Below are 26294 nucleotides of genomic sequence, written 5' to 3' on the forward strand. Positions count from 1 at the left end.
CCGTATCCCCGATCCTCGCGCCCCCGCCCCCGGAACGCATGTGGATCACCGCGTCCGGGTCAGGCTCGCGGCAGGTCCATCTCGGCGACCACCTGGTCCTCGCTCATCTCGCCGGTCCTGCGGAAACCGAGCCGGAGGTAGAAGTCCTCGGGGCCCTGCTCCCCCTGCGACCAGGTCACGGTGATCCGCTTCTGCCCGCGCCGCAGGATCTCCTCGCAGACCGCCTCCACGGCGAAGCGACCGTAGCCCTTGCCCTGCTCGCCTGCGGCGACGGCCAGCCGCCAGAGACCGGAGCGCGGCCGGTCCTCGGGGTTCGCCGGGTCGAACCGTACGTCGAAGAACGCCATCACGAAGCCGACCAGCCGGTCCCCGTCGAAGACCAGCCGGGGCCAGGCGGTCTCCGGATCGGCGTACGCCTCGGCCAGCGACCGCGCGACGGGGGCCACGAACCGCTCCTGCTCGGGTGCGACCTTCAGGCGGCAGGCTTCGAGGACGTTGTCCGGGGTCACCTTTTCCAGGCGCAGCGTGGCTGTCATACGCGCACCGTACGAGCGTCCTGGGGCATCAGGCCATCGAATTGAGCACCCGGCCGGGAGGGTCCTCGTCGAATCGGGCACCCGGCCGGGAGCGTCCTCGCGGAGCCCGCCCCGGTTTCACCAGGCGGCGGTTCCCTCCGCGTCGAAGAACCCGCCGGTAGGGCCGTCGGCTCCGACCAGAGCCATGCGGACGATGATGTCCGCGCCCTCCTCCACGGTGTTGGTGCCCGTGTGGTGGTTGAGGTCGGTGGCGGTGTAGCCGGGGTCCACCGCGTTGAACCGGATGCCGGGGTAGGCCTTCGCGTACTGCGAGTTCACCATGATCAGCGCGGTCTTGGAGGAGCAGTAGGCGAGCGCCGGCACGGTGGACTCGATGCGGCTCGGGTCCGTCGTCGCCGCGATCGAGCCGAGTCCGCTGGCCACGTTGACGACGACCGGGGACGGACTCGCCTCCAGCAACGGCAGGAAGGCACGGGTCACGCGCACGGCCCCGAAGACGTTGGTCTCGTACGTGTACCGCATGTCGGCCCCCGTCACCTCGCCCACGGGCTTGCGGACGCCCGCGATCCCCGCGTTGTTGACGAGGACGTCCAGCCCGCCGGCGTCCTTGCGCACGAACTCCGCGGCGGCCTCGACGGAGTCGTCGTCCGTGATGTCGATCCGGACGAAGCGAGCGCCGAGCCGCTCCGCGGCGTCCTCCCCGAGCCGGACGTCGCGCGCCCCGGCGTAGACGGTGTGCCCGGCCTCGACGAGGCGGCGGGCGGTCTCGAAACCGAGGCCCTTGTTGGCGCCGGTGATGAGGGTGGTGGTCATGGCTGTGCTCCCGTGTTCGTCAGGTGATCGGGTCGGGTTCGCCTTCACCCTGCTCGCCGCGCCGGGGAACAGGCAGTACCCGCCGTAGCGGGGGGACTGCCAGTACCAGGCTGTCGCGGGGCACCACGCGGATACTGGAGGGGTGAGCGCATCCAAGGACGGCAACGAGCTGGGCAAGGCCCTGCACGGCTGGCGGGACCGGATCTCCCCGCAGACGGTCGGGCTGCCGGCGGGCGGCGTACGGCGGGCAGCGGGGCTGCGCCGCGAGGAACTGGCCCAGCTGGCCACCCTCTCGGTCGACTACATCACCCGCCTCGAACAGGGCAGGGCAACCTCCCCCTCGCCGCAGGTCCTCGCCTCCCTGGCCCGCGCCCTGCGCCTCTCGGCGGCGGAACGCGCCTACCTCTACCTCCTCGCGGGCCAGCCCGAACCCGGCCCCGGCCACATCTCCACACACGTCCCGCCCGGCCTGCGCCGGCTGCTCGACCAGCTGAGCGGCGCACCGCTGAGCGTCCACGACGCCGCCTGGAACCTCATCGAGTGCAACCCCCCGTGGGCGGCCCTGTTCGGCGACCCCTCCGCGCTGCGCGGCCGTGAACGCAACATCGTCTGGCGGCACTTCACCGGCAGGCACGGCCGGATCGCCCAGACCCCCGCGCAGCGGGCCGACTTCGAGGCGTCCACGGTCGCCGACCTCAGGGCGGCCACCGCCCGCTACCCGGCGGACCTCGGCCTGCGCTCCCTCGTCAGTGACCTGCGGGAGGCCAGCACCGTCTTCGCCGGGCTGTGGGACTCCGGCATCGTGGGCACCCACGCGTCCGGCACCAAGACCGTCCACCACCCGGAGGCCGGCCGGCTGACTCTGTCCTGCGACGTCCTCGTCGCCGCGGGCAGCGACCTGCGAGTCGTCGCCTACACGGCGGCCCCCGGCAGTGAGGCCGCCGCCGCGCTCAACCTGCTGAACGTCATCGGGACCCAGGCGATGACCTGACCCGGTCGGCCTCCAGACCTCCCCCGCCACTTCTTCACATCTTCGTCACAATTCCGCTTCCTTTCCGTGGAAGAGCTCCGCCGCGCCGTCCGCCGCTGCGAGCATCGCCCCTCGACTGCACGGCAGTTCGGCACGCCTTGGGGGGCACATGAAGAAGCGAAGGACACACGGCAGGCTCAGGACGCCGGCGGGGGCCGCGGTCCTGCTGCTGACCCTGGCGGGGTGCGGCGGCGGCGACGGCACGAGCCAGGCCACGGAGCCGGTGGCGGCGTCGGCCTCACCCACCGGGGTGCGGGCGTTCGCGCCGGCCGACGACACCGCCACGACGGAGGCCGGCCAGGAGGTCGCGATCGAGCCACTGGCCAACGACCTCGTGACCCTGGAGGGCGGCAAGGAGGCGCCCCTCCTGGACACCTACGAGGCGTCAGGACTCACCGTCACCGTGGAGAGCCCGACGCCCCACGGGACGGTCACGGTCGACGGCACCTCGCTCACCTACACCCCCGCCGACGGGTACGGCGGTGAGGACGAGTTCACGTACGAGGTCGCGGCGAAGGACGGAGGCCCGGCCGGCGCGAGCGCCGTCGTGCGGATCACCGTCTCCGAGCCCACCCCGTCACCGACCCCGACGCCCACGCCCACGCCCGCGGTCGCGCGGACCCCGAAGGCGAAGGCCCCACCGGTGGAGCCGTCCGTGTACTACAGGAACTGCGACGCCGCACGGGCCGCGGGGGCGGCTCCCGTCCGGCGCGGCGACCCCGGATACGCCTCCCACCTGGACCGGGACGGCGACGGGGTCGGCTGCGAGCCGTACGGGTCGTCAGGATCGAGCGGCGGGTCGTCCGGGGGCTCCTCCGGGGGGAGTTCGAGTACAGGCTCCTCCGGGGGCTCCTCCGGGGGCTCTTCCGGCGGGAGCGGCACCTACTACGCCAACTGCACCGCCGTACGTGCCGCGGGAGCCGCGCCCATCCACCGGGGCGACCCGGGATACGGATCCCACCTCGACCGGGACGGCGACGGAGTCGCCTGCGAGTAGCCCGGGCCGTCACCCCGTCAGCCACCCGGTCAGCACCTCGTCAGCCACCTCGTCAGCCATCTCAGCAGCCGCCTCCGGCCCTCGCCGGGGGCGGCTGCTCTTTTCCAACATGCTTCAAGCACGCTATAAATGAGCAACTTCGAGCATTATTCGCCTGGGTTCACGCAACCCGCACCCGCGAAGGACGCCCATGCCGCTCATATCCACCGGTGACATCACCCACGGCGCCCTGACCGATGCCACGGGCGTCGGGGCCTTCAACGTGGTGCAGATCGAGCACGCGCAGGCCATCGTGAGCGGGGCGGAGGCGGCCGGGCTGCCGGTGATCCTCCAGGTCAGCGAGAACACCGCCCGCTACCACGGCTCCCTCGAACCGATCGGGCTCGCCTCGCTCGCCGTCGCCCGGGCGGCGGGCGTACCGGTGGCCGTACACCTCGACCACGCCGAGTCGGCCGGGCTGGTGCACGAGGCGGTCCGGCTCGGCTTCACCTCCGTCATGTTCGACGCGTCGGCGCTCCCGTACGAGGACAACGTGACCGCGACCCGCGAGATCGTGGTGCACTGCCACGCGCGCGGGGTCTGGGTGGAGGCGGAGCTCGGCGAGATCGGCGGCAAGGACGGCGCGCACGCACCCGGGGTGCGCACCGACCCGGCCGAGGCCCGGGCGTTCGTCGAGGCGACCGGGGTCGACGCCCTCGCGGTGGCGGTCGGGAGTTCCCACGCGATGCTGACCCGCGACGCCGTCCTCGACTTCGCCCTGATCTCCCGGCTGCGCGACGCGGTGGCCGTCCCGCTCGTCCTGCACGGCTCCTCCGGCGTCGGGGACACGGGGCTGGCCACCGCGATCGGCGCGGGCATGACGAAGGTGAACATCTCCACCCACCTGAACAAGCTGTTCACCAGGGCCGTCCGCACCTATCTGGACACCCACACCGAGGCGGCCGACCCCCGCGCCTACCTCGGCCCGGCCCGCGACGCCGTCGCCGCGGAGGTGACACGCCTGCTGGGCATCCTGGCCCGGCCCGGACGATAGGGTTCGCTGCGAGCAAGGAGGACCAGGTGGCGGCACACACACGATGGACCCGGCTGCTGGAGATCCTCGGCGACCAGGGCCATCTCGACGTACTCGACGCCGCCGAGCGGCTCGGCTGCTCCGCCGCCACCGTCCGCCGCGATCTGGACGAGCTCGCCCGGCAGAATCTGCTGACCCGCACGCGTGGCGGCGCGGTGGTGAGCACCGTGGCCTACGACCTGCCCCTGCGCTACAAGGCGGCCCGCCGCGCCGACGACAAGCAGCGCATCGCGAAGGCCGCCGCCGAGCTGATCCCCACGGGCTCCACGGTCGGCATCAACGGCGGCACGACCACCTCCGAGGTGGCCAGGGAGCTGGCGGTACGGCCGGAACCGTCGGGCGGCGGCGTGGCGCTGACCGTGGTGACCAACGCGATCAACATCGCCAACGAGCTCGCGGTGCGCCCCCAGGTCAAGATCGTCGTCACCGGCGGGGTGGCCAGGCCGAATTCGTACGAACTCGTCGGCCCTCTGGTCGACACCGTCCTGCGTACCCTCGCGCTGGACTTCACGATCCTCGGGGTGGACGCCGTCCACCCGCGGTTCGGGGCGGCCACGCACGACGAGTCCGAGGCCGGCGCCAACCGTGCCCTCGCCGAGTGCGCGGGCACGGTGATCGTCGTCGCGGACTCCTCCAAGCTCGGCCGCCGGGCCTTCGCCCAGGTCTGCGAGACGAGCGCGGTGTCGGTCCTCGTCACGGACAAGGACGCCCCCGAGGACGTCGTCCAGGAATTCACCGGCCTGGGGATCGACGTCCTGCGCGTGTGACCGGAGGACGTCCTGCGGGCGGGCGACCGGACCGGATGGTCAGCGGTAGTCCTCCGGGTGGCCCTGCATCCAGGTGTTGATCCGGTCCCGGGTACCGATCAGTTCGCTGCGGTGCTTCTCCAGGTTCGGGGTGGAGACGTCTCCGTCCAGCGTGGTGCGCAGGGCGCCGACCCAGGCGATGGGCTCCTTGAAATGCCCGGGGCCCTTCTTGTCCGCCTTCATCGATGTGTCCAGCCGGTTCAGCTCGTCGTTGACCCGCCCCAGGAAGTAGGCGCAGTTCGCGCCCCCGGGGGTGCAGCCGTCCTGGTAGGTCGCCTGGAGTCCGGCGAACGCGTCACGGACCAGCTCCGGCGCGTTCGGGTCCTCCTGGATGATCAGCGTGGGGGTGGGTGAGGGCGTGGGCATCAGGGACGCCTCCGCCTTGTCGGCCGCCGCCTCCGCCACCGACGGATCCACGTACGGCACGTCGCCGCCCGGCCCGTCCGTGGTGGTCGCCGCGCTGCACCCTGCCAGCAGCGCTCCCAGGATCACGGCCGGTATCGCGGCCCGCAGACCCGTACGCATCAACATGAGGCCCCCCTCGTTCGGTGTGCCCAGACCCTATAGCCACCGGTGCGCCGTCCGGCGGCCGGATCCCGCGCGGCAGTGCGTACGGATCGGCGTCGGGCGGCCTGAACAGGCAGGACGAGATCCACTCCGCGCCATTTGCATATACATGCGACGCAGTGCATACTCTTCCTATGTCTAAGGTTCTCACCTCCCTGCCCACCGGCGAGCGCGTCGGCATCGCTTTCTCGGGCGGCCTCGACACCTCGGTCGCGGTCGCGTGGATGCGCGACAAGGGTGCCGTCCCGTGCACCTACACCGCCGACATCGGCCAGTACGACGAGCCCGACATCGCCTCGGTGCCCGGCCGCGCGAAGACCTACGGCGCCGAGATCGCGCGCCTGGTCGACTGCAGGGCGGCACTGGTCGAGGAGGGCCTGGCCGCACTCGCGTGCGGCGCGTTCCACATCCGCTCCGGCGGACGCGGCTACTTCAACACCACGCCGCTCGGCCGCGCCGTGACCGGCACGCTGCTGGTCCGGGCGATGCTCGAGGACGACGTCCAGATCTGGGGCGACGGCTCGACGTTCAAGGGCAACGACATCGAGCGGTTCTACCGCTACGGCCTGCTCGCCAACCCCCACCTGCGCATCTACAAGCCGTGGCTCGACGCCGACTTCGTCACCGAGCTCGGTGGCCGCAAGGAGATGTCGGAGTGGCTGGTCGCCCACGGGCTGCCCTACCGCGACAGCACCGAGAAGGCCTACTCGACCGACGCCAACATCTGGGGCGCCACGCACGAGGCCAAGACGCTGGAGCACCTCGACACCGGCGTGGAGACCGTCGACCCGATCATGGGCGTCCGCTTCTGGGACCCCTCGGTCGAGATCGAGACCGAGGACGTCACGATCGGCTTCGAGCAGGGCCGCCCGGTGACGGTCAACGGCAAGACGTTCGCCACCCCGGTCGACCTGGTCATGGAGGCCAACGCCATCGGCGGCCGGCACGGCCTGGGCATGTCGGACCAGATCGAGAACCGCATCATCGAGGCCAAGAGCCGCGGCATCTACGAGGCGCCCGGCATGGCCCTCCTGCACGCCGCCTACGAGCGCCTCGTGAACGCCATCCACAACGAGGACACCCTCGCCCACTACCACAACGAGGGACGGCGCCTCGGCCGGCTCATGTACGAGGGCCGCTGGCTGGACCCGCAGGCCCTGATGGTCCGTGAGTCGCTCCAGCGCTGGGTCGGCTCGGCCGTCACCGGCGAGGTCACCCTGCGGCTGCGGCGCGGTGAGGACTACTCGATCCTCGACACCACCGGCCCCGCGTTCAGCTACCACCCGGACAAGCTCTCCATGGAGCGCACCGAGGACTCGGCGTTCGGCCCGGTGGACCGGATCGGCCAGCTCACCATGCGCAACCTCGACATCGCCGACTCGCGCGCCCGGCTGGAGCAGTTCGCCGGCCTCGGCCTCGTCGGCACGTCCCAGGCCTCCCTGATCGGTGCCGCGCAGGCGGCTGCGACCGGCCTGATCGGCACCATGCCCGAGGGCGGCGCCCAGGCCATCGCCTCCCGCGGCGAGGTCTCCGGCGACGACGAGCTGCTGGACCGCGCCGCGATGGAGTTCGGCACCGACTGACGCGCCGCCCAGGTCCCCGGGCCCACCGACCGGCGCGCCCGGGGACCTTCACGAGGCCGGCCGGCGCGCCCGGGGACCTTCACGAGGCCGGTCGGCCGGCCCGCCCCGGGTCGGCCTATCCTCGTAATCTCGGACACGGGGTACGCAGGAGAGCGAAGGTGGCGGACATGGCGAAGGTACCGGCAGCGGCGGTGGCGGCGAGCGGTCTCGTCGGCGGATACGCGATCGCACGCTGGACCGGAAAGCGCCCTCTGGGCGGCGTGGCCCTGGCCGCCGCAGGATCGGTCGCGGCCTACGAGTGGAACCGGCAGTCCGGCGCCAAGGCCGCCACCGGCCTCACCCTCGCCTACGTCGCCGCGTTCGCCGGCTCGCACCCGCTCGCCAAGAAGGTCGGCGCCTGGCCCTCGGTGTTCACCGTCGCGGGAGGCCTCGCCGCCGCCTCATGGGCCGTCACCCGTCGCGCCTCCTGAGAACCTCGTGCCCCCGGCGCGCCTCTTGAGAAAGTCCGTGCCCGGGGATTGAACACGGGCGCCGCGGGGTGCGTACTGAAGAGCAACTCCCCGCGTGACCCGGGGGCGTGCCCGTACGACAGGACAGGCACGCCTCCGGTCCGCACCGGCGTGCGCTCCGGGGCGCGCCGGAATGCGCCCGGCCGGCGTCCCCTCCGCACCGCGCCGGTCCACTCCGCCGCCGCCGGCGGAGGAGGTCAGCCGCCGAGCGCCCGTGACACCGAATAGATCACCAGACCCGCCAGCGCACCCACCACCGTTCCGTTGATCCGGATGAACTGCAGATCACGGCCGATGTGCGCCTCGATCTTCCGGGACGTCTGCTGCGCGTCCCAGCCGGCCACCGTGTCGCTGATCAGTGACGTGATCTCCGTCCGGTACGTCGTGACGACGTACGCCGCGGCGTCCTCCAGCCAGCCCTCCAGCTTGTTCTGGAGCCGCTCGTCGGTGGCGAGCCTCGCACCCAGCGAGATCAGCGAGGCCCTGGCCCGCAGCCGCAGTTCGCTGCGCTCGTCCTCGGCCGCCGCCATGATCATCGCGCGGACGGACGACCAGGCGGACGCGATGACGTCCTGGACCTCCCGGCGCCCCAGGATCTCCGACTTCAGCCGCTCGACCCGGGCCCGGGTGTCCCTGTCCGTCTGGAGGTCGGCCGCGAAGTCCGTGAGGAACGTGTCGATCGAACCGCGCGCCGGATGGCCCGGCATGTCCCGCATCTCCGTGACGAAGCGCAGCAGCTCCTTGTAGACCCGCTCCCCCACCCGCTTGTCCACGAACCTGGGCGTCCAGCCCGGCGCGCCGCCCTGCACCGCGTCCATCACGGAGTCACCGTGCAGCACCAGCCAGTCGTGCGCCCGTACGCAGACGAGGTCGACGACCCTGCGGTGACCGCCGTCCGCGACGACCTTCTCGAGCATCTTGCCCATGCCCGGGCCGACTTCCACCGCGTCGGCCCGCCGTGTGATCGCCTCCCCGACGACGGCCTGCACGTCTGCATCCCGCAGCACGGTCAGCGCACCGCGCAACGCGGTCGCCAACTCGGCGGTCACCCGGTCCGCGTGAGCGGGCTCGGCCAGCCACGTCCCGAGCCGGGCACCGACACCCAGCGCGTGAATTCGGTCACGAACGACGTCTCCGGAGAGAAAATTCTCGCCCACGAAGGAACCGAGTGACTCTCCCAACTGGTCCTTCTTGTTGGGAATGATGGCGGTGTGGGGGATGGGCAGGCCGAGCGGACGCCGGAAGAGCGCCGTGACGGCGAACCAGTCCGCCAGCGCACCCACCATTCCAGCCTCGGCAGCCGCCGCGACGTAGCCCGGCCAGCCGCTTACCCCCGCGTTCTCCGCCCAGGTGGCGAGGACGTACACGAGCGCGACGAGCAGGAGCAGACCCGTGGCGGTGGTCTTCATACGGCGCACACCGCGCCGCTTCTCCTCGTCGGCGGCGGTGTACGCGAACCCGCCGGCCGACGGCCTCGGCCTCTGCCCGTCCGGAGGCCCGGCCCCCACGGTCGTTCCCTGTCCCGCGTCCTGTTCCATCCGCTCCACCCGTCCGCGTACGCGTCACGCCGTGCCGTACGCATTGTCCCTACCTCACCTACTCCTGGGCCGCACGTCGAGTTCCCCGGGGCCTGTCGCATCATGAAAGCAACCCGAACACCGGGTCGAACATTGCAAGGAGAAACACCACAGATGCCCAGGCGCCAGGGGTATGCCCTGCTCATCGCCCTCGTGGCAGGCACCGCCGCGCTCGCCGCCGCCGTCGCGTTCGGAACCTCGCTGATCACCGGGCAGCGGCAGACACCGCTCACCGGAACCGAGAACCACGCGGCGGCCCGCAACCAGGCCGCACCGGCCCACTCCACCGGCACCTGGGTCGTCACCTGGACCGGAGCCCCCGTCAGCGCCGAGCCGGACGCCGCCCAGGGCTACCCCGGACGCACCATCCGCAACATCGTGCACACCAGCATCGGTGGCGACGCCGCCCGCATCACCCTGTCCAACCTCTTCGGCGCCGCACCGCTCGTCATCGACCAGGCCGCCGTCAACACGAGGCCGGTCACCTTCCGCGGCCTGCCGACCGTCACGGTCGCCGCGGGCCGACAGGTCGTCAGCGACCCCGTGATCGTCCCCGTCGCCCCCGACGCCGACCTGGAAGTCACCCTGCGCACCCCGTACGCCGCCGGGCCCGTCACCCAGCACCCCAACACCCACCAGACGTCCTACCTGGCCGACGCCGACGGCACCTGGAGCACCACCCGCTGGCGCTACCTCACCGCCGTCGACGTCCGCAACGAGGCGTCACCCGGCGCGATCGTCGCCATCGGCGACTCACTCACCGCCGGCAGCGGCTCCACCACCGACGCCGACTCCCGCTGGCCGGACCTCCTCGCCGACCGGCTGGGGCACCGCTACGGGGTCGCCAACCAGGGCATCGCGGGCAACCGCCTCCTGCGCGACAGTCCGCTCACCCGCGGCGGCGTACAGAACATCGGCGGCCCCGGCGCGGCCAACCGCTTCGAACGGGACGTGCTCTCCGTCGCCGGAGCGAAGACCGTGATCATCGCGCTGGGCATCAACGACGTGCAGCAGAGCCCCCAGGAGACCGACCCCCAGCGCATCACGGCCGGGCTCCGCGCCCTCACCGAACGCGCGCACGCCCGGGGACTGCGGGTCGTCGGCGCGACGCTGACGCCCTTCCGGGGCTACCCGACCTGGACACCGGAACGCAACGCCGTACGCCTGGCCGTCAACGACGAGATCAGGTCCGGCGGGATCTACGACGCCTTCATCGACTTCGACCGCGCCGTACGCGACCCCTACGCGCCCGACCGGATCCTGCCCGAGTACGACTCCGGCGACCGGCTGCACTTCAACGACGCCGGATACCGCGCTATGGCCCAGGCCATCGACCTCGCCGCGGTCGAGGGCACCCCGAAGGCCGACGTGTTCTGACCTGACCCGCCCCGGCCGTTCCGTACAGGGCGGCCGGGGCCGTGCACCGAAGAGCGCCGGACGGTCCCGCTCAGCCGAGCTCCTTGCGCCCGTCCCCCGAGTCCGGGTTCTGCAACCGCAGCCGCTCCTGCTCCTGGAGCCGCCGCTTCTGCGCCTTGCTCCGCTTGCGCTCCACACCGACCCCGCCCATCAGCGCGAACCCCGTGACCCGCACCCGCGGTGAACCCGGCGCCGGTTCCGGATCGTCGTCGAGCTTGGAATGCTCCCCGAAGCCGCCCATCAGGCCGAGACCCCGCACCTGCACATCGAGGTCCGGCGGCACGGTCACCTGGATACCGCCCATGATCGTGAAGCAGCGGATCACCACCTCACGCTCCGCGAAACGGGCCTCGCGCAGATCGATCTCGCCGCCGCCCCACATCGCGAACGCCGTGAACCTCGGGCCCACCGTCCAGTGGCCCTTCCGGCTGAACCCGCCCCAGAAGGCGAAGCCGCCCGAGGACGTGGCGCTGCCACCGATTCGCGCCGGCCAGTCGGTGGACGAACCCCCCGCCGAAACCTCCCCGGTCACCGGCCGGGCCGGCGCCGGAAGATCACGCACGAGCGGCTCCAACTCCCCGTGCGTCCGCGCCCGGTACGTCGCGTCGAGCCGTTGCTCGAACTCGTCCATCTCCAGCCGGCCCTCGGCCACGGCCTCCCGCAGCGTCTCCGCGATCCGCTCCCGCTCCGCGTCGGAGGCACGCATGTCCGGGTTTTCACTTGTCATACCGCGCACCCTATAGAGCGATCGCGGAACGGGCCTAGAGACCCGAATCCGACACGTACATCTTCGCGATCACGGACTCGATGTCCGGCTCCCGCACCGACAGATCGACCAGCGGATACTCCGCGGCGATCCGCGCCACCAGCGGCGCCGCCGACCCCGCCGCCGGGAACGCCAGCCACTGCCGCGGCCCCTCCACCTTCACCACCCGCGCCGAAGCCTCCGGCCCCAGCTCGATCGGGGGCATCTCACGCTCCAGATCCACGACCAGCGTGCGTTCGCTCCGCCCCACCTCGTGCAGCCCGGCGAGCGCCCCGTCGTACACCAGACGGCCGTGGTCGATCACCATCACCCGCTTGCACAACTGCTCGATGTCGGTCAGGTCGTGCGTGGTCAGCAGCACCGTCGTCGACCGCTCCGCGTTCAAGTCCCGCAGGAAGCCACGCACCTTGGCCTTGGAGATCACGTCGAGCCCGATCGTCGGCTCGTCGAGGTACAGCACCTCCGGGTCGTGCAGCAACGCCGCCGCGATGTCACCCCGCATCCGCTGCCCCAGCGACAGCTGCCGCACCGGCACCTCCAACAGGGCGCCCAGATCGAGCAGTTCGACGCAGCGGTCCAGATTCTCCCGGAAGCGGGCGTCCGGGATGCGGTACATCCGGTGCATCAGCCGGTAGGAATCACGCAACGGAAGGTCCCACCACAGCGTCGTACGCTGCCCGAACACCACACCGATCCGGTGCGCCAGCTTCGTACGCTCCCGGGCCGGATCGATCCCCGCGACCCGCAACCGGCCCCCGCTCGGCGTGAGGATGCCCGTCAGCATCTTGATCGTCGTCGACTTGCCCGCCCCGTTCGGCCCGATGTAACCGACCATCTCCCCGCGCGGCACCCGGAAACTGATCCCGTCCACCGCCCGCACCTCGCGCCGCTCCCGGCGCATGAAACCCGTCTTGCGGCGCACGTCGAAGACCTTCTCGACGCCGTCGAGCTCGATGAAGTCCATCTCGTCCACGCCCACTCCTCAGCTTCCCGTACTGCGGTAGGACCGAAGCCCCACCCGCCACGCCAGTCCCGCAAGCACCCAGCACCCCACCGCCACCAGCGGCGGCAGGAACGCCACCCACCGCGGCAGATCCAGCGGGTAGTCCCGGCCCAGCACGTACAGGGCCGGCAGCCAGCTCACGAACGCCAGCGGCACCACGAACGTCACCCCGCGCACCAGGTCCTTCGCGAACACCGACGGCGGATACTGCAGCAACGTCGTCCCGCCGTACGTGAACGCGTTCTGCACCTCGGACGCGTCCTGCGCGAAGAACTGGAACGCCGCCCCGACCACGAACACCGCCCCGAACACGGCCGCCCCGCTCAGCACCATCATCGGCAGCATCGCGACCTTCAACGGCGTCCACTCGATGTCCAGCACCAGCAGCGCATAGCCCAGCACCAGCAGCCCCTGCGTGATCCGGCCGAGCCTCCGCAGCGCGAACCGGTCGGCGGCCACCTGCGCCAGCACCGGCACCGGACGCACCAGCAGGGTGTCCAGCGTCCCGTCCCGCACCCGCCGCCCCAGCCGGTCCATCGACCCCAGCACCAGGTCGGCCAGCCCGAACGCGGTCGCCGACGCCCCGTACAGCAGTGCGATCTCCGGCAGTGTGAAGCCGCCCAGCACGTCGACGTGCGTGAACATCAGCATGATCGTGACGAAGTCGAAGCCCGTCGCCACGAAGTTCCCCACGGCCGTCATCACGAACGACGCGCGGTACGCCATCGTCGAACGCAGCCACATCGCCACGATCAGCCCGTACGCCCGCACCCCCTCGACCACCCGCGAACGCTCGGCGAAGACGATCCCCGACTCCGCGGCGACGGCACCCTCCACCCCGGCCTCAGCCACCCTGGACCACCACCCTCCTGGTCGCCACCGACTGCAGGAGCCGCCCCGCGAGCAGCAGCACCACCGCCCAGCCGGCCTGGAAGGCGTACGCCCCGGCCAGGTCCCAGCCCGCGTACGTACCGAGGAACACATCGGCCGGCACCTGCAACAGGGAGGACCACGGCAGTGCGCGGGCCACGTCACCGAGGACGCCGGGGAACAGGTTCAGGGGCAGCAGCATCCCGGAGAAGAACAGCCCCGCCAGCCAGGCGATCTGCATCGCGCCCGCCCCGTCCATCAGCCAGAAGGCCGACAGCGCCACCAGGAAACGCACCGCGAAGCTCACCACCACCCCCAGCGCCACCGACACCAGGAACGCGAGCCAGGTCCACGGGGAGCCCGGCAGCGCCAGATCGAAGGCCATCGCACCCAGCACCATCGGCACGATCCCGCGGCCCAGCAGATGGAACGCGGCCCGCCCCAGGTCCCCCGCCATCCACCACAGCTGCAGATCGGCGGGCCGGTACAGATCGACCGCGATGTCGCCCGTACGGATCCGCTCCATCAGCTCGTCCTCGAAGCCGCCGCCCATCATCGCGCAGGTCATCAGCAGGGCCTGACCCAGCCACACATAGGTAAGCGCCTGCGACATGTCGTACCCGCCGAGGTGCGGACGCTCGTCCCACAGGGCGATGTAGGTGTACGCCATGATGAAACCGAAGACGGTGTTGGTGAACACCCCCGCGAGCGTGGCCACCCGGTATGTGGCGTGCCGCCGGAACCCCCCGGCCGCCACCACGGCATAGAGCCGCACCCCGCCCCCTCTCCTGGCCCAAAGCGCACGACCCTAGTCGACGGCTCATCGGCGCCGCGACCCCATTTCCGCTGCGCTGGTTCCGAGGGTTATCCGTCCGAAAAGTGCACTATGGGATAATCATCCGCAGTCGAGGAGCCTCCCACTCATGAACCACGAGCCACCGCAGCACGGCGGAGACCCTGGTCAGCAGCCCCCTCAAGGCTGGGCCCCCCGGGACGCCTCGACCGCGGCCTCCGCCCCCGACCCCGAGCGCCCGGACGGCGCAACAGCCACCAAGGGGCGCGCAAAACGCCCCAAGCGGCCCAAGCGCACCGGCTGGCGCCGGATCATCCCCACCTGGCGCATGGTCCTCGGCGGCGTCCTCCTCCTCGCCCTCCTCCTCGTCGGCGGCTTCATCGCCGGCTACCAGATGATCGACATCCCCGCCGCCAACGCCGCCGCGACCGCAGAGGCCAACGTCTACGTGTACGCGGACGGGAAGACCGTCATCGCCCGGGACGGCGAGATCAACCGCGAGAAGATCCCGCTGGACCGCATTCCCCCCACCATCCAGCACGCCGTACTCGCCGCCGAGGACCGGGATTTCTACTCCGAGGACGCCATCGACATCAAGGCCACCCTCCGCGCCGGCTGGAACACCGTCACCGGCAAGGGCAGGCAGGGCGGTTCCACCATCACCCAGCAGTACGTCAAGAACTACTACCTCGGCCAGGAACAGACGGTCATCCGCAAGGCCAAGGAGTTCTTCATCTCCATCAAGCTCGACCGCGAGAAGAGCAAGGACGAGATCCTCGAGGGCTACCTCAACACCAGCTACTTCGGACGCAACGCCTACGGCATCCAGGCCGCCTCCCACGCCTACTACGGCAAGGACGTGGAGGACCTCGACACCGGCGAGGGCGCCTACCTCGCCTCCCTGCTCAACGCCCCCAGCTCGTACGACGTCGTCGCCCACCCCGAGAACAAGAAAGCCGTCCTCGCCCGCTGGGACTACGTACTCGACGGGATGGTCGAGCACGACTGGCTCAGCGCCGCCGACCGCGACGCGATGACCTTCCCCGTCCCCGACAAGGCCAAGCCCGCCACCGCACTCTCCGGACAGCGCGGCTACATCGTCCAGGCGGTCGAGGACTACCTCAGCGCGAACAAGATCATCGACGCGGACACCCTCGCCACCGGCGGCTACCGCATCACCACCACACTCCAGCAGAAGAAGCAGGACGCCCTCGTCGAAGCCGTCAAGGACAACGTCCTCTCCAAGACCAGCGACGACCGCGCAGCCGACCGCAACGTCCGCGCCGGAGGGGCCTCCATCGACCCCGCCACCGGACACGTCGTCGCCCTCTACGGCGGAATCGACTACACCAAGCAGTTCGTCAACAACGCGACCCGCCGCGACTACCAGGTCGGATCCACCTTCAAACCGTTCGTCCTCGCCGCCGCCCTCGCCAACGGGTCCACCACCCAGAAGGACCGGGCCATCACCCCCAACACCCGCTACGACGGCACCAACGAACGCACCGTCCAGAGCTCCACCGGATCCACCGGCTACTCCCCCGCCAACGAGGACGACGTCGACTACGGCTCCATCACCGTCCGCGAGGCCACCGACAAATCCGTCAACGCCGTCTACGCCCAGATGGCCCAGGACGTCGGCCCCCAGGAGGTCAAGGACACCGCGATCGCCCTCGGCATCCCCCGGAACACCCCCGACCTCACGGCCTCCCCCTCCATCGCGCTCGGCCCCGCCACCGCCAGCGCCGTCGACATGGCCTCGGCCTACGCCACCCTCGCCGACCACGGCAGACAGCGCCCCCACACGCTCGTCGCCAAGATCAGCAAGAACGGCACCGAACTGGACCTCCCCGCACGGAAGACCCGGCAGGCCATCAGCCGCGAAGCCGCCGACACCACCACCTCCGTCCTGCGGAGCGTCGTCGACGGCGGCACCGGCACCGCCGCCCTCGCCGCAGGCCGCCCCGCGGCGGGCAAGACGGGCACCGCCGAGGAGGACAGGGCCGCCTGGTTCGCCGGATACACCCCCGACCTCGCCACCGTCATCGCCGTCATGGGCCAGGACCCCGAAACCGGCGTCCAGAAACCGCTCTACGGAGCCCTCGGCCTCGCCCGCATGAACGGCGGCGGAGCCCCCGCCCAGACCTGGGCCGCCTACACCCGGGCCGCCCTGGAAGGCAGCGCGGTGCAGGCCTTCGAACTGCAGGCCGACGAAGGCCCGGAGGAGCCCGACCCGGACGAGAGCCCAGGGGAGGACGGAGACACCGAGGAAGCGGAAGAAGGCGACACCGAGGAGGCCGGGGAGAGCGACGACCCACCGGGCCGCGAGAGCTCCCGCGAGGACGGGGACGGCACCCGGTCACGCACACCGGACGCCACCTACGGCACGCCCCGCGACCGCCGGGAACCCGGCACCGCCACCCAAGCCGACGCACCCGCCCGCGCCACCCCCGGCCAGGAACCCGGCACCACCGGCGACAGCCGCCCCGGCGGAGACAGGACCGGCGGTGACGGAAGGAGCGGCGACAGGGCCGAGCAGGGCCGGGACGAAGGCGCGCGAGCCGAAGAAGGCCGACCCGGGAGCGGGCGGACCGAAGACCGGCGGACCGAAGACGGGCGGACCGGCGACGCGGCGCCCGCGCACCTCCCGGCCCGCCCCTGAGCCCCGTACCTGAGCCCCGTCCTTACGCCGGGACGGCCCTCAGTGCCCCGAGGTCGCCTTCAGGCCCACCACAGCCACCAGCAACAGACAGACGAAGAAGATACGGGCGGCCGTCACCGGCTCGTTCAGCACCAGCATCCCCATCACCGCCGCACCCGCAGCACCGATCCCGACCCACACCCCGTACGCCGTCCCGATCGGCAGCGTCTTCGCCGCGTGCGACAGCAGCACCATGCTGGCCACGATCCCCAGACCGGTGAACACACTCGGCCACAGACGGGTGAACCCCTCGGTGTACTTCATCCCGATCGACCAGCCCACTTCCAGCAGACCGGCCACGACCAGCAGAACCCACGCCACGACAGCACCTCCACGACGAAACACGCGAACAACACGGGTGCGTCGTCTTTGCGGAAACCCGGTACGGCGCGTCTCGTCGGGGTCACACCACCGTAGCAACAAACAGGCAGAGGGCCCGGTGACAACCGTCACCGGGCCCTCTCGCCACTACCAGGGCCTACAGATACAGCCCGGTCGAATCCACCGAACCCTCGAAGCGGTCCGCCGCCACCGCGTGCAGATCCCGCTCACGCATCAGCACGTACGCCACACCGCGGACCTCGACCTCGGCCCGGTCCTCCGGGTCGTACAGCACCCGGTCACCCGGCTCCACGGTCCGCACGTTCTGACCGACCGCGACCACCGCGGCCCACGCCAGCCGCCGGCCGACCGCAGCCGTCGCCGGAATCAGGATGCCCCCGCCCGACCGCCGCTCGCCCTCCGGCGAATCGGACCGGACCAGCACACGATCGTGCAGCATCCGGATCGGCAGCTTGTCGTCGGTGTTGCTCATGCCGTTGTCGCTCACGACCCGAAACCTACCTGCCCCGAGGCGCCTCGCACGCCCCAGGGCCGACCCGGAACCGCCCTCAGCGCTTCCTGCCCCGCACCGAAACCGTCAGCAGGGCCACCGCACCGGCCACCACCACCGCCGCCGGAATCACCCTCGCCAGCCGCGGCTTGCCGTCCTCGGCCACGAACTGCGCCTTCACGTCCGACACCGACCGGTTCACCGCGACGAACGCACGCCCGGCCGTCCGGTCCACCGTCGACGCAACCTTGGCCTTCGCGTCACCGATCATCGTCTTCGGGTGCACCCGCACCCCGATCTCGTCCAGCACCACCGCAAGCTGCGCACGCCTGCTGATGATGTCCGCCTCGATCTGCGCAGGGGTCCTGGTATCCGACACTGCGCCGCCTCCGTGGTCGTCGTCGGGTAAACCTTCATCGACAGTCTGTCAGCTCGGCCGCTCCTCCACCCGGCGGCACCCCCTATTACGCTCGGTGCCACACACCCCGTGCGCCACTCGAGGAGAGACATGAGCGAGCGACTGCAGACCGGCGACCCCGCCCCCGCCTTCACCCTTCCGGACGCCGACGGGAAAGAGGTCTCGCTCGCGGACCACAAGGGCCGCAAGGTCATCGTCTACTTCTACCCCGCCGCTCTTACCCCCGGTTGCACCAAGCAGGCCTGCGACTTCACCGACAACCTCGACGTCCTCGCCGCAGCCGGATACGACGTCATCGGCGTGTCGCCCGACAAGCCGGAGAAGCTCGCCAAGTTCCGCGAGAAGGAGAACCTCAAGGTCACCCTGGTCGGCGACCCCTCCAAGGAGACCCTGGAGGCGTACGGCGCCTACGGCGAGAAGAAGCTCTACGGCAAAGTGGTGACGGGCGTCATCCGCTCCACGATCGTCGTCGACGAAGAGGGCAAGGTGGAGCGGGCCCTCTACAACGTCAAGGCGACGGGCCACGTGGCCAAGATCCTCAAGGACCTCGCCATCTGAGGCCGGATTCGTGGGGGTCCTGGCCGAAACATGCTGTGAGCGAGATCGCATTCACCTGCCGATCCGGTTTGCAAACGCCATGACCGCGCAGAAGCCTTTCCTGGAACACCGTTCGACGAAAGGACCCGGCCATGGCGGCCTCCGACCCCCACAAGGCGGCCGACCCTGAAGCGGTCAAACGCCACCCCGCGCTCTTCCGGGCCATCAGGAAGCGCCAGAACCCCCGCCTCCGCCGGACCGACATCACCGTCACCGACGACCAGGCGGTCAAGCGCGCGGTCAAGGCGGCATCACTCGGTAACGCCATGGAGTGGTTCGACTTCGGTATCTACTCCTACCTGGCCGTCACCATCGGACACGTGTTCTTCCCCTCCGGGAACGACACCACCCAGCTCCTCTCGTCGTTCGCGACCTTCGCCGTGGCCTTCCTCGTCCGGCCCCTCGGCGGCATGTTCTTCGGCCCCATGGGTGACAAGCTCGGCCGCAAGAAGGTCCTCGCCCTCACCATGATCCTCATGGCGATCGGCACCTTCGCGATCGGACTCATCCCCTCCCACGACACCATCGGTGTATGGGCCGCGGTCCTGCTCATCTTCTTCCGGATGCTCCAGGGCTTCTCCACCGGCGGCGAGTACGGCGGCGCGTCCACCTTCATCGCCGAATACGCCCCCGACAAGCGCCGCGGCTTCTTCGGCAGCTTCCTCGAATTCGGCACACTCGCCGGATACGTCGGCGCCGCCGGACTCGTCACCCTGCTCTACGCCCTCCTGGACGACGGCCAGATGGAGTCGTGGGGCTGGCGCATCCCCTTCCTCGTCGCCGGCCCCCTCGGTCTCGTAGGCCTCTACCTGCGACTCCGCCTCGACGAGACCCCAGCCTTCCAGAAGCTGGAGGGCGGCACCGCCCACGCCACCGAAGCCGCCGACCACGTCGAGACCACGGCCAAGGGCGACCTCGCCAAGATCTTCCGCCAGTACTGGCCGACGCTCATCCTCTGCATCGCCCTCGTCGGCGCGTACAACATCGCCGACTACATGCTGCTCTCGTACATGCCGACGTACCTCTCCGACGAGCTCGGCTACAGCGAGACCCACGGGCTGCTCATCCTGCTCGGCGTCATGGTGTTCCTGATGCTGATCATCAGCCGGTTCGGCAAGCTCTCGGACCGCTTCGGCCGCAAGCCCCTGCTGATGACGGGCATGCTCGGCTTCCTGTTCCTGTCCCTGCCGGCGTTCCTGCTGATCCGCCAGGGCAGCATCCCGGCGATCATCATCGGCATGCTGATGCTGGGCCTCTCCCTGGTCTGCATGCTGGGCACCATGTCCGCCGCGCTCCCGGCGCTGTTCCCGACGAACGTCCGCTACGGGTCCCTGTCGGTCGGCTACAACCTCTCGGCCTCCATCTTCGGCGGCACGACACCGCTGGTGATCACCGCCCTGATCAGCTGGAGCGGCTCGAACCTCATGCCGGCGTACTACGCCATGGCGGCGGCCCTGGTCGGCGTGATCGCCGTGGCCTGCATGAAGGAGACGGCGAACAAGCCCCTGGCCGGCTCCCCTCCCTCGGTCGAGACGGCGGAGGAAGCGGCGGAACTGGTCCACGCCCAGAGCCCGGACCCGAAGTTCTGACCCACGCACGTCCCTGCGGAAGGGCCCGTACCGCTGCGAAGCGGTACGGGCCCTTCCGCATCTCATCGCATTACGGACGTGACCATCCGATTACCGGTTCGTTGCTCCGTACGAGGCCGCGAACGCGCGGCCGGATACGGAGGGGGACATGCTGGTAAGCCCGTATACGCAGGAGCGCCTCGTGGAAGCGGCCTCGTCGTCACGGACGCTCTCGGAGGCGCTCACGAAGCTCGGGGTGGACCCGAAGAGCTCGTCGCGGCCATACCTCCTCGACCGCATGAAGAAAATGGGCATCACCACGGCGCACTTCGAGCGCGAGGGCGCTCGATGGACCAGGGAAGTCTTGGAGCCCGTGGTGGCCGCAGCAACGAGCGTGTACGAGGTCCTCCACCGCCTCGGCCTCGAAGCGGTGGGGGGCCACCACTCCAACATCAGTCGACGCATCAAGGCATACGGCATCGATACTTCGCACTTCGCCCAGCCGCCCAAAGCCGGGATGAAGCAGCGTCGCCGCACCCCACAGGAGCGCCTGGTGGAGGACACTTCGCCGCGTGCCCGCCGCGTTCCGGGTGCCCGTCTCAAGCCCGCGATGTCGGCACTGGGCGTGGCGGACCGCTGCGCCCTATGTGGGACAGAGCCGGTTTGGCGAGGGCGGCCGCTCCCACTCGAGGTCGACCACATCAACGGTAACTGGCGCGACAACCGTCTGGAGAACTTACGACTTCTGTGCCCCAACTGCCATTCGGCGACCGACACCTATCGCGGTCGCGCCAAGGGCCGCCGAGCACAGGACAGTCGATGACCCAGAAACGGAAGTACACACGCGAGGTGCTGGCCGAAGCAGCGGAGCACTGCTCAAGTATCGACGGAGTCATAGCCTTCTTGGGCGCTCAACCCCATGAGCACCTTCGCCGCTATCTACTACGGCGGTTCGCCCACTACGGTATCGACGTCTCCCACTTTCCTCACCACCGTTCCGACACCGTCGCAACGCGCCCGCCCTCGGACATGCTCCGTGAGTGCGTGGCGAACTCCCGCTCTCTGGCCGAGCTGCTGCGAAAGCTCGGGCGCCGGGACAACGGGCACCAGCGAAAGCCCCTACGCCAGTGGATCGCGGAAGAAGGCCTGACAACCGCACACTTCCTGGGCCAAGGACACCAACGCGGCATGCCATCGACGACGCCCAGCAGACGCCCCACGGACGTGCTGGTGAAGCATGACGGGAAACGCCGTACGAAGACCGTGCTGTTGCGTCGAGCTCTCTCCGCGATCGGTGTCCCCGAGCGATGTGCCGAGTGTGGAACCAGCCCGGTCTGGCGTGGAAATCCGATCACCCTGGAGATCGACCACATCAACGGCGACTGGAGCGATGACCGCGCCGAGAATCTCCGCTTCCTGTGCCCGAACTGCCACGCAGTCACCAGCACCTGGTGCCGCGGGGGTACACGCCGAACAGCACACCCTCAAGACTTGCTTACCACCTCAACAGCCCGCCCGGTACGATGACAGACAGCCAGCGGCGGTGGTGCAATGGCGACACAGCAGACTTAGGATCTGTGGCCCGTGAAACGGCTTGAGGGTTCGAATCCCTTCCGCCGCACGAGGACGGCCTACGAATCGAAGGATTGATTCGTAGGCCGTTTTCATGCCCAGCGCCTCACCCCACCAGTTCCCGCACCACCGGCACCAGCGCCCGGAACGCCTTGCCCCGGTGGCTGATCGCGTTCTTCTCGTCGGGTGTGAGCTCCGCGCAGGTCCGGGTCTCGCCCTCCGGTTGGAGGATCGGGTCGTAGCCGAAGCCGTAGCCGCCGGCCGGGGCGTGGCGCAGGGTGCCTTCGAGGCGGCCCTCGACCACGCGTTCCGTGCCGTCGGGCAGAGCCAGGGCCGCGGCGCAGGCGAAGTAGGCGCCGCGGTGGGGGTCGGAGATGTCGCCGAGCTGGGCGAGGAGCAGGTCCAGGTTGGCCTTGTCGTTGCCGTGGGCGCCGGCCCAGCGGGCCGAGAAGATGCCGGGGGCCCCGCCGAGTACGTCGACGCAGAGGCCGCTGTCGTCGGCGATCGCGGGGTGACCGGTGGCCTGGGCCAGGGCGTGGGCCTTGAGGAGGGCGTTCTCGGCGAAGGTGACGCCGGTTTCCTTGACGTCGGGGATGTCGGGGTACGCGTCCGCGCCGACGAGGTCGTGGGAGAGACCCGCGTCGGCGAGGATCGCGTGGAGTTCGGTGATTTTCCCGGCGTTGCGGGTGGCGAGGATCAGGCGCGTCATGCGTCGATTATCGCTGCCTGCTACGGGGTGCAGACCTTGCCGATCTCCGTGGCGGCGTCCGTGACCGGGGTGATGTCGGGCGTCGCGTCGCCCTTCTCGATGGAGTCGCGGACGTTGGTGACGCCGGTCTGGAGGTCGTCGACGGCCTTGCCCAGGTCGGCGTTGTCCGTGGTGTCGCCGAGGTTGTCGAGTTCCTTGTCGATCTGGTCCAGGGCTTCGGTCGCCTGCGTCGGGTCGTCGGAGGCGGTGGATACGGCCTGCTGGAGGTTGTCGACGCTGGTGGCGATGGCGTCGGCGGTGCGTACGCAGTCCAGGGCCTTGTCCACGGCGCCACAGCCGACGGCGGCGGTGAGAGTCAGCAGGGTGGCCGTGACGGCTAGTGCGGTGCGGTGGTGGCGGCGCGAGGCCATGGTGCGGTCCCTCCCCGGGGGCGGATACGTGGACGGACGCACGGTTCGACCCGTGCGCCCGTACTCATCACGACGCTGTGCGCTGCGTATTTGGTTGCTTCTTTACTCGCCGAGTGTGCGGGCGAGTGCCGCTTCCTGGAGCTTGGCCAGGTCGGCGCAGCCGGCGGTGGCGAGGTCGAGGAGGGCGTTGAGCTCGGTGCGGTCGAAGGGTTCGGCCTCGGCGGTGCCCTGGACCTCGACGAAGCGGCCGTCGCCGGTGCAGACGACGTTCATGTCGGTCTCGGCGCGGACGTCCTCCTCGTAGCAGAGGTCGAGGAGGGGGGTGCCGTCGACGATGCCGACGCTGATGGCGGCGACGGTGCCGGTGAGGGGCTTGCGGCCGTGCTTGATGATCTTCTTGCCCTGGGCCCAGGCGACGGCGTCCGCGAGGGCGACGTAGGCGCCGGTGATGGCGGCGGTGCGGGTTCCGCCGTCGGCCTGGAGGACGTCGCAGTCGAGGACGATGGTGTTCTCGCCGAGGGCCTTGTAGTCGATGACCGCGCGCAGGGAGCGGCCGATGAGGCGGCTGATCTCGTGGGTGCGTCCGCCGATCTTGCCCCGTACGGATTCGCGGTCGCCGCGGGTGTTGGTGGAGCGGGGCAGCATGGAGTACTCGGCGGTGACCCAGCCTTCGCCGCTGCCCTTGCGCCAGCGCGGGACGCCTTCGGTGACGGAGGCGGTGCAGAAGACCTTGGTGTCGCCGAAGGAGATGAGCACGGAGCCTTCGGCGTGCTTGCTCCATCCGCGTTCGATGGTGACGGGTCGGAGCTGTTCGGGGGTGCGGCCGTCGATACGAGACATGGCGCCGAGCCTATCGGCTGTGGCGGCGGGGTCCGTTCGGGTGCATGACGGGGCCCGGCGGGGTGCGCGGCTGGCGTACGGCGGGGCGCGCGGCGCGGGTGTGTGCGGTGGCGTGCGCGGGCGCGTGGTGCGGCGCGGGTGTGTGCGGCGGCGTGCACGGACGTGTGGCGCGGTGGGGTGCGCGGGCGCGTGGTGCGGATGTGCTCGGAGGGGTGCGCGGGCGCTTGTGGCCGGCGTGCGCGGGCGCGGGGTGCACCGTGGCCTGCACCGCGCGGGTGTGGGGCGGGTGCAGCGCAGGCCCCGCTCCGGGCCTGTGGGCGGGGAGGGGGCCTGTGTGCGGACGCGGGTGGGCCGGCGGGGTCAGCCGGTCACATCATGTCTTCGATGTCGGCGGCGATGGGGTCGGCGTCGGTGCCGATGACGACCTGGATCGCGGTGCCCATCTTGACGACGCCGTGGGCTCCGGCGGCCTTGAGCGCGGCTTCGTCGACCTTGCTGGGGTCGTGGACCTCAGTGCGGAGGCGGGTGATGCAGCCTTCGATCTCGTCGATGTTCTCGATACCGCCGAGGCCGGCGACGATCTTCTCAGCCTTGCTGGCCATGTCCTTCTCCCTGGTCTGTGCGTGCGTGGGGCGGCCCACCGTGGGTCCGTTTCGTCACGGTAACGCACGGTTGGCCCAACTTCACGGGCGGGTAACCGCGCTGTCCCCAATGATGACGATCACCGGCGCCCTGCCTTCCGGCCGGGCTCCGCACCGTATCGCAACTGGTCTACACCAGTTTGCAACGACCGCCAAACCTGGCGTGTTCCGGGAGGATGCCGATGAGCTCGAACGCGGCGACACAACCGCAGCGGAAGTGGTGGAACGGGCCGGTCCAGGGCTTGCAGAAGGTCGGCCGCAGCCTGCAACTGCCGGTGGCCGTCCTGCCCGCCGCGGGCCTCCTCGTCAGCCTCGGCAACCTCTTCGACTCCTCGCTGCACGGGGCCTTCTGGGACAAGTTCGCGAAGGTCCTGCTCAACGGCGGTACGGCGATCCTCGACGGGGAGGTGGGCCTGCCGCTGCTCTTCTGCATCGGTGTCGCGATCGGCTTCGCCAAGAAGGCGGACGGCTCGACGGCGCTCGCCGCAGTCGTCGGCTTCCTCGTCTACCGGGGTGTACTGGCGGCCTTCCCCGTGGACGACACGATGACCGAGGCGACGCCGGACGGGGTGCCGCAGAACCCGGGCGTCCTGGGCGGCATCATCATCGGCCTGCTGACCGCCGTGGTCTGGCAGCGCTACCACCGCACCAAGCTGGTCGACTGGCTCGGCTTCTTCAACGGCCGGCGGCTGGTCCCGATCCTGATGGCGTTCCTCTGCGTGATCCTGGGCGTGCTGTTCGGCCTGCTGTGGCAGCCGGTGGGCGACGCGCTGACCTGGTTCGCCAAGCAACTGATCGATCTGGGCGCATGGGGTGCGGCGATCTTCGGCTTCGCCAACCGGCTGCTGATCCCGATCGGCATGCACCAGTTCCTGAACACGTTCTTCTGGTTCCAGGCGGGAGAGTTCACCGGCGACGACGGCGGCACGGTCCAGGGCGACATCTCGCGGTTCTTCGCCGGGGACCCGTCGGCGGGGCAGTTCACCTCGGGCTTCTTCCCGATCATGATGTTCGGCCTGCCGGCTGCGGCGCTGGCCATCGCCCATTGCGCCCGCCCGGAGCGGCGCAAGGAAGTGTCCGGCCTGATGCTGTCGGTGGCGCTGACGTCCTTCGTGACCGGGGTGACGGAGCCGCTGGAGTTCTCGTTCCTCTTCGTCGCCCCGCTGCTGTACGGGGTGCACGCGATCCTGACCGGTGTCTCGATGGGCGTGACCTGGGCGTTCGGGGTGCATGCGGGGTTCAGCTTCTCGGCCGGGTTGATCGACTACGTCGTCAACTGGCATCTGGACACGAAACCCTGGCTGATCATCCCGATCGGGCTGTGTTTCGCGGTGATCTATTATGTGATCTTCCGCTTCGCGATCACGAAGTTCAACCTCCAGACCCCAGGGCGCGAGCCCTCGGAGGAGGAGGAGAAGATCGAGGAGGACCTCACGAAGTAGAGGCCTCCCGAGCCCTTCCGCGCGGCCCCCGGACCTGACGGTCCGGGGGCCTTCGCCGTGTCACCCAGGGTGGCGGCGGAACTACGCGGCAAAACGGGAGACATTCGCAGGTTCCTTATCTAACCCTCACCGTGCTAAAACTGGTCTACACCACTGAGTGGTCCAGACCACGCGCGCGTTTTCCCGCCGCGTTCCTCGAGTCGCCGCCCCCGAAAAAACCCCCTGT

At 70.2% G+C, this 26294-nt stretch carries 27 protein-coding genes, 1 tRNA gene and 1 riboswitch; of the genes, 13 read left to right on the plus strand and 15 right to left on the minus strand.

The genetic code is table 11. From position 1 onward, the window contains the following. Positions 1-59 precede the first annotated feature (59 nt). Both ACFYQ6_RS05255 and ACFYQ6_RS05260 read right to left on the minus strand, forming a co-directional pair. The gene (locus ACFYQ6_RS05255; protein ID WP_388760685.1) at positions 60-536 is read right to left on the minus strand and encodes a GNAT family N-acetyltransferase; all 477 of its coding nucleotides are present in this window, start codon (positions 534-536) and stop codon (positions 60-62) included. 117 nt (positions 537-653) lie between these two features. Further along, positions 654-1349 carry an SDR family NAD(P)-dependent oxidoreductase gene (locus tag ACFYQ6_RS05260; RefSeq protein WP_361571965.1) on the minus strand — a complete coding sequence of 232 codons (696 nt, stop codon included), beginning with the start codon at positions 1347-1349 and terminating at the stop codon, positions 654-656. Positions 1350-1491: 142 nt separating this feature from the next. Between ACFYQ6_RS05260 and ACFYQ6_RS05265 the strand changes: the two genes are divergently transcribed. From ACFYQ6_RS05265 to ACFYQ6_RS05280, 4 genes are all read left to right on the plus strand, one after another. Continuing rightward, entirely contained in the window at positions 1492-2340 is an 849-nt protein-coding gene (locus tag ACFYQ6_RS05265) for a helix-turn-helix transcriptional regulator (RefSeq protein ID WP_361571968.1), read from the plus strand. A 148-nt stretch (positions 2341-2488) separates the two neighbouring features. Further along, positions 2489-3376 (plus strand): excalibur calcium-binding domain-containing protein, encoded by an 888-nt coding sequence (locus ACFYQ6_RS05270; protein ID WP_388760688.1) that lies wholly within the window; start codon positions 2489-2491, stop codon positions 3374-3376. 190 nt (positions 3377-3566) lie between these two features. After that, positions 3567-4409, plus strand: a complete 843-nt coding sequence (locus ACFYQ6_RS05275; protein ID WP_388760691.1) for a ketose-bisphosphate aldolase — start codon at positions 3567-3569, stop codon at positions 4407-4409. 26 nt (positions 4410-4435) lie between these two features. Then, a complete protein-coding gene (locus tag ACFYQ6_RS05280) occupies positions 4436-5215 on the plus strand; it encodes a DeoR/GlpR family DNA-binding transcription regulator (RefSeq protein WP_356734663.1) in 780 nt (259 codons plus the stop codon). Positions 5216-5254: 39 nt separating this feature from the next. Here ACFYQ6_RS05280 and ACFYQ6_RS05285 read toward each other — a convergent pair whose 3' ends face one another. Then, on the minus strand, positions 5255-5785 hold the full coding sequence (locus tag ACFYQ6_RS05285) for a hypothetical protein (protein ID WP_361571974.1): 531 nt from the start codon (positions 5783-5785) through the stop codon (positions 5255-5257). Between the two features lie 170 nt (positions 5786-5955). Here ACFYQ6_RS05285 and argG point away from each other — a divergent pair, with 170 nt between their 5' ends. Beyond that, complete coding sequence (argG, locus tag ACFYQ6_RS05290) at positions 5956-7404, plus strand: argininosuccinate synthase (RefSeq protein WP_361571976.1); 1449 nt, start codon at positions 5956-5958, stop codon at positions 7402-7404. 167 nt (positions 7405-7571) lie between these two features. Continuing rightward, positions 7572-7874 (plus strand): hypothetical protein, encoded by a 303-nt coding sequence (locus ACFYQ6_RS05295; protein ID WP_361571979.1) that lies wholly within the window; start codon positions 7572-7574, stop codon positions 7872-7874. Between the two features lie 236 nt (positions 7875-8110). Here ACFYQ6_RS05295 and ACFYQ6_RS05300 read toward each other — a convergent pair whose 3' ends face one another. After that, positions 8111-9451: a DUF445 domain-containing protein gene (locus ACFYQ6_RS05300; protein ID WP_361571982.1), complete on the minus strand. Its 1341-nt coding sequence runs from the start codon at positions 9449-9451 to the stop codon at positions 8111-8113. Positions 9452-9604: 153 nt separating this feature from the next. Here ACFYQ6_RS05300 and ACFYQ6_RS05305 point away from each other — a divergent pair, with 153 nt between their 5' ends. Then, on the plus strand, positions 9605-10867 hold the full coding sequence (locus ACFYQ6_RS05305) for an SGNH/GDSL hydrolase family protein (protein ID WP_361571985.1): 1263 nt from the start codon (positions 9605-9607) through the stop codon (positions 10865-10867). A gap of 70 nt (positions 10868-10937) precedes the next feature. On the opposite strand, the gene ACFYQ6_RS05310 is transcribed toward ACFYQ6_RS05305, so the two are convergent. From ACFYQ6_RS05310 to ACFYQ6_RS05325, 4 genes are read right to left on the minus strand one after another with little or no spacing between them, the layout of a single operon-like run. After that, positions 10938-11612 carry a DUF1707 domain-containing protein gene (locus tag ACFYQ6_RS05310; protein ID WP_361572413.1) on the minus strand — a complete coding sequence of 225 codons (675 nt, stop codon included), beginning with the start codon at positions 11610-11612 and terminating at the stop codon, positions 10938-10940. 55 nt (positions 11613-11667) lie between these two features. Continuing rightward, positions 11668-12636, minus strand: coding sequence for an ATP-binding cassette domain-containing protein (locus ACFYQ6_RS05315; protein ID WP_361572416.1), 969 nt, complete (start codon positions 12634-12636; stop codon positions 11668-11670). A gap of 18 nt (positions 12637-12654) precedes the next feature. Further along, positions 12655-13527: an ABC transporter permease gene (locus tag ACFYQ6_RS05320; protein WP_388760696.1), complete on the minus strand. Its 873-nt coding sequence runs from the start codon at positions 13525-13527 to the stop codon at positions 12655-12657. Then, positions 13520-14320 (minus strand): ABC-2 family transporter protein, encoded by an 801-nt coding sequence (locus ACFYQ6_RS05325; RefSeq protein WP_361571990.1) that lies wholly within the window; start codon positions 14318-14320, stop codon positions 13520-13522. The genes ACFYQ6_RS05320 and ACFYQ6_RS05325 overlap by 8 nt, the downstream gene beginning before the upstream one ends. Positions 14321-14468: 148 nt before the next feature. Here ACFYQ6_RS05325 and ACFYQ6_RS05330 point away from each other — a divergent pair, with 148 nt between their 5' ends. Further along, positions 14469-17000, plus strand: a complete 2532-nt coding sequence (locus ACFYQ6_RS05330) for a transglycosylase domain-containing protein (protein WP_388760699.1) — start codon at positions 14469-14471, stop codon at positions 16998-17000. 39 nt (positions 17001-17039) lie between these two features. Here the strand turns inward: ACFYQ6_RS05330 and ACFYQ6_RS05335 are convergent, their stop codons facing one another. The 3 genes from ACFYQ6_RS05335 to ACFYQ6_RS05345 all read right to left on the minus strand — a co-directional run bounded on the left by ACFYQ6_RS05335 (position 17040) and on the right by ACFYQ6_RS05345 (position 18250). After that, a complete protein-coding gene (locus ACFYQ6_RS05335) occupies positions 17040-17360 on the minus strand; it encodes a multidrug efflux SMR transporter (protein WP_361571995.1) in 321 nt (106 codons plus the stop codon). A gap of 36 nt (positions 17361-17396) precedes the next feature. Continuing rightward, positions 17397-17462, minus strand: a riboswitch (guanidine-III (ykkC-III) riboswitch). A gap of 55 nt (positions 17463-17517) precedes the next feature. Then, positions 17518-17853, minus strand: a complete 336-nt coding sequence (locus ACFYQ6_RS05340; protein ID WP_033298980.1) for a co-chaperone GroES — start codon at positions 17851-17853, stop codon at positions 17518-17520. Positions 17854-17929: 76 nt separating this feature from the next. Further along, a complete protein-coding gene (locus ACFYQ6_RS05345) occupies positions 17930-18250 on the minus strand; it encodes a DUF3618 domain-containing protein (protein ID WP_361571998.1) in 321 nt (106 codons plus the stop codon). Between the two features lie 129 nt (positions 18251-18379). On the opposite strand from ACFYQ6_RS05345, the gene bcp reads away from it, so the two are divergent. The 4 genes from bcp (at position 18380) to ACFYQ6_RS05365 (ending at position 22075) form a co-directional block, all read left to right on the plus strand. Next, entirely contained in the window at positions 18380-18847 is a 468-nt protein-coding gene (gene bcp / locus ACFYQ6_RS05350; protein ID WP_361572000.1) for a thioredoxin-dependent thiol peroxidase, read from the plus strand. A 131-nt stretch (positions 18848-18978) separates the two neighbouring features. After that, positions 18979-20475, plus strand: coding sequence for a glycine betaine/L-proline transporter ProP (gene proP, locus ACFYQ6_RS05355; protein WP_361572003.1), 1497 nt, complete (start codon positions 18979-18981; stop codon positions 20473-20475). A gap of 148 nt (positions 20476-20623) precedes the next feature. Next, positions 20624-21277, plus strand: a complete 654-nt coding sequence (locus tag ACFYQ6_RS05360) for an HNH endonuclease signature motif containing protein (RefSeq protein ID WP_361572006.1) — start codon at positions 20624-20626, stop codon at positions 21275-21277. Between the two features lie 714 nt (positions 21278-21991). After that, positions 21992-22075: transfer RNA gene (locus ACFYQ6_RS05365), tRNA-Leu, on the plus strand. 57 nt (positions 22076-22132) lie between these two features. Here the strand turns inward: ACFYQ6_RS05365 and rdgB are convergent. The 4 genes from rdgB to ACFYQ6_RS05385 all read right to left on the minus strand — a co-directional run bounded on the left by rdgB (position 22133) and on the right by ACFYQ6_RS05385 (position 24626). Then, entirely contained in the window at positions 22133-22735 is a 603-nt protein-coding gene (gene rdgB / locus ACFYQ6_RS05370) for an RdgB/HAM1 family non-canonical purine NTP pyrophosphatase (RefSeq protein WP_361572009.1), read from the minus strand. Positions 22736-22755: 20 nt separating this feature from the next. Continuing rightward, positions 22756-23145 (minus strand): hypothetical protein, encoded by a 390-nt coding sequence (locus ACFYQ6_RS05375; protein WP_361572012.1) that lies wholly within the window; start codon positions 23143-23145, stop codon positions 22756-22758. A 102-nt stretch (positions 23146-23247) separates the two neighbouring features. Further along, positions 23248-23985, minus strand: coding sequence for a ribonuclease PH (rph, locus tag ACFYQ6_RS05380; RefSeq protein ID WP_145801265.1), 738 nt, complete (start codon positions 23983-23985; stop codon positions 23248-23250). A 368-nt stretch (positions 23986-24353) separates the two neighbouring features. Further along, positions 24354-24626 (minus strand): glucose PTS transporter subunit EIIB, encoded by a 273-nt coding sequence (locus ACFYQ6_RS05385; protein ID WP_078597797.1) that lies wholly within the window; start codon positions 24624-24626, stop codon positions 24354-24356. 182 nt (positions 24627-24808) lie between these two features. On the opposite strand from ACFYQ6_RS05385, the gene ACFYQ6_RS05390 reads away from it, so the two are divergent. Next, positions 24809-26068: a PTS transporter subunit EIIC gene (locus ACFYQ6_RS05390; RefSeq protein WP_388760707.1), complete on the plus strand. Its 1260-nt coding sequence runs from the start codon at positions 24809-24811 to the stop codon at positions 26066-26068. Positions 26069-26294: the final 226 nt, after the last annotated feature.

Origin of the sequence: Streptomyces sp. NPDC005494 (assembly GCF_042872025.1) — a bacterium.
GTDB lineage: Bacteria > Actinomycetota > Actinomycetes > Streptomycetales > Streptomycetaceae > Streptomyces.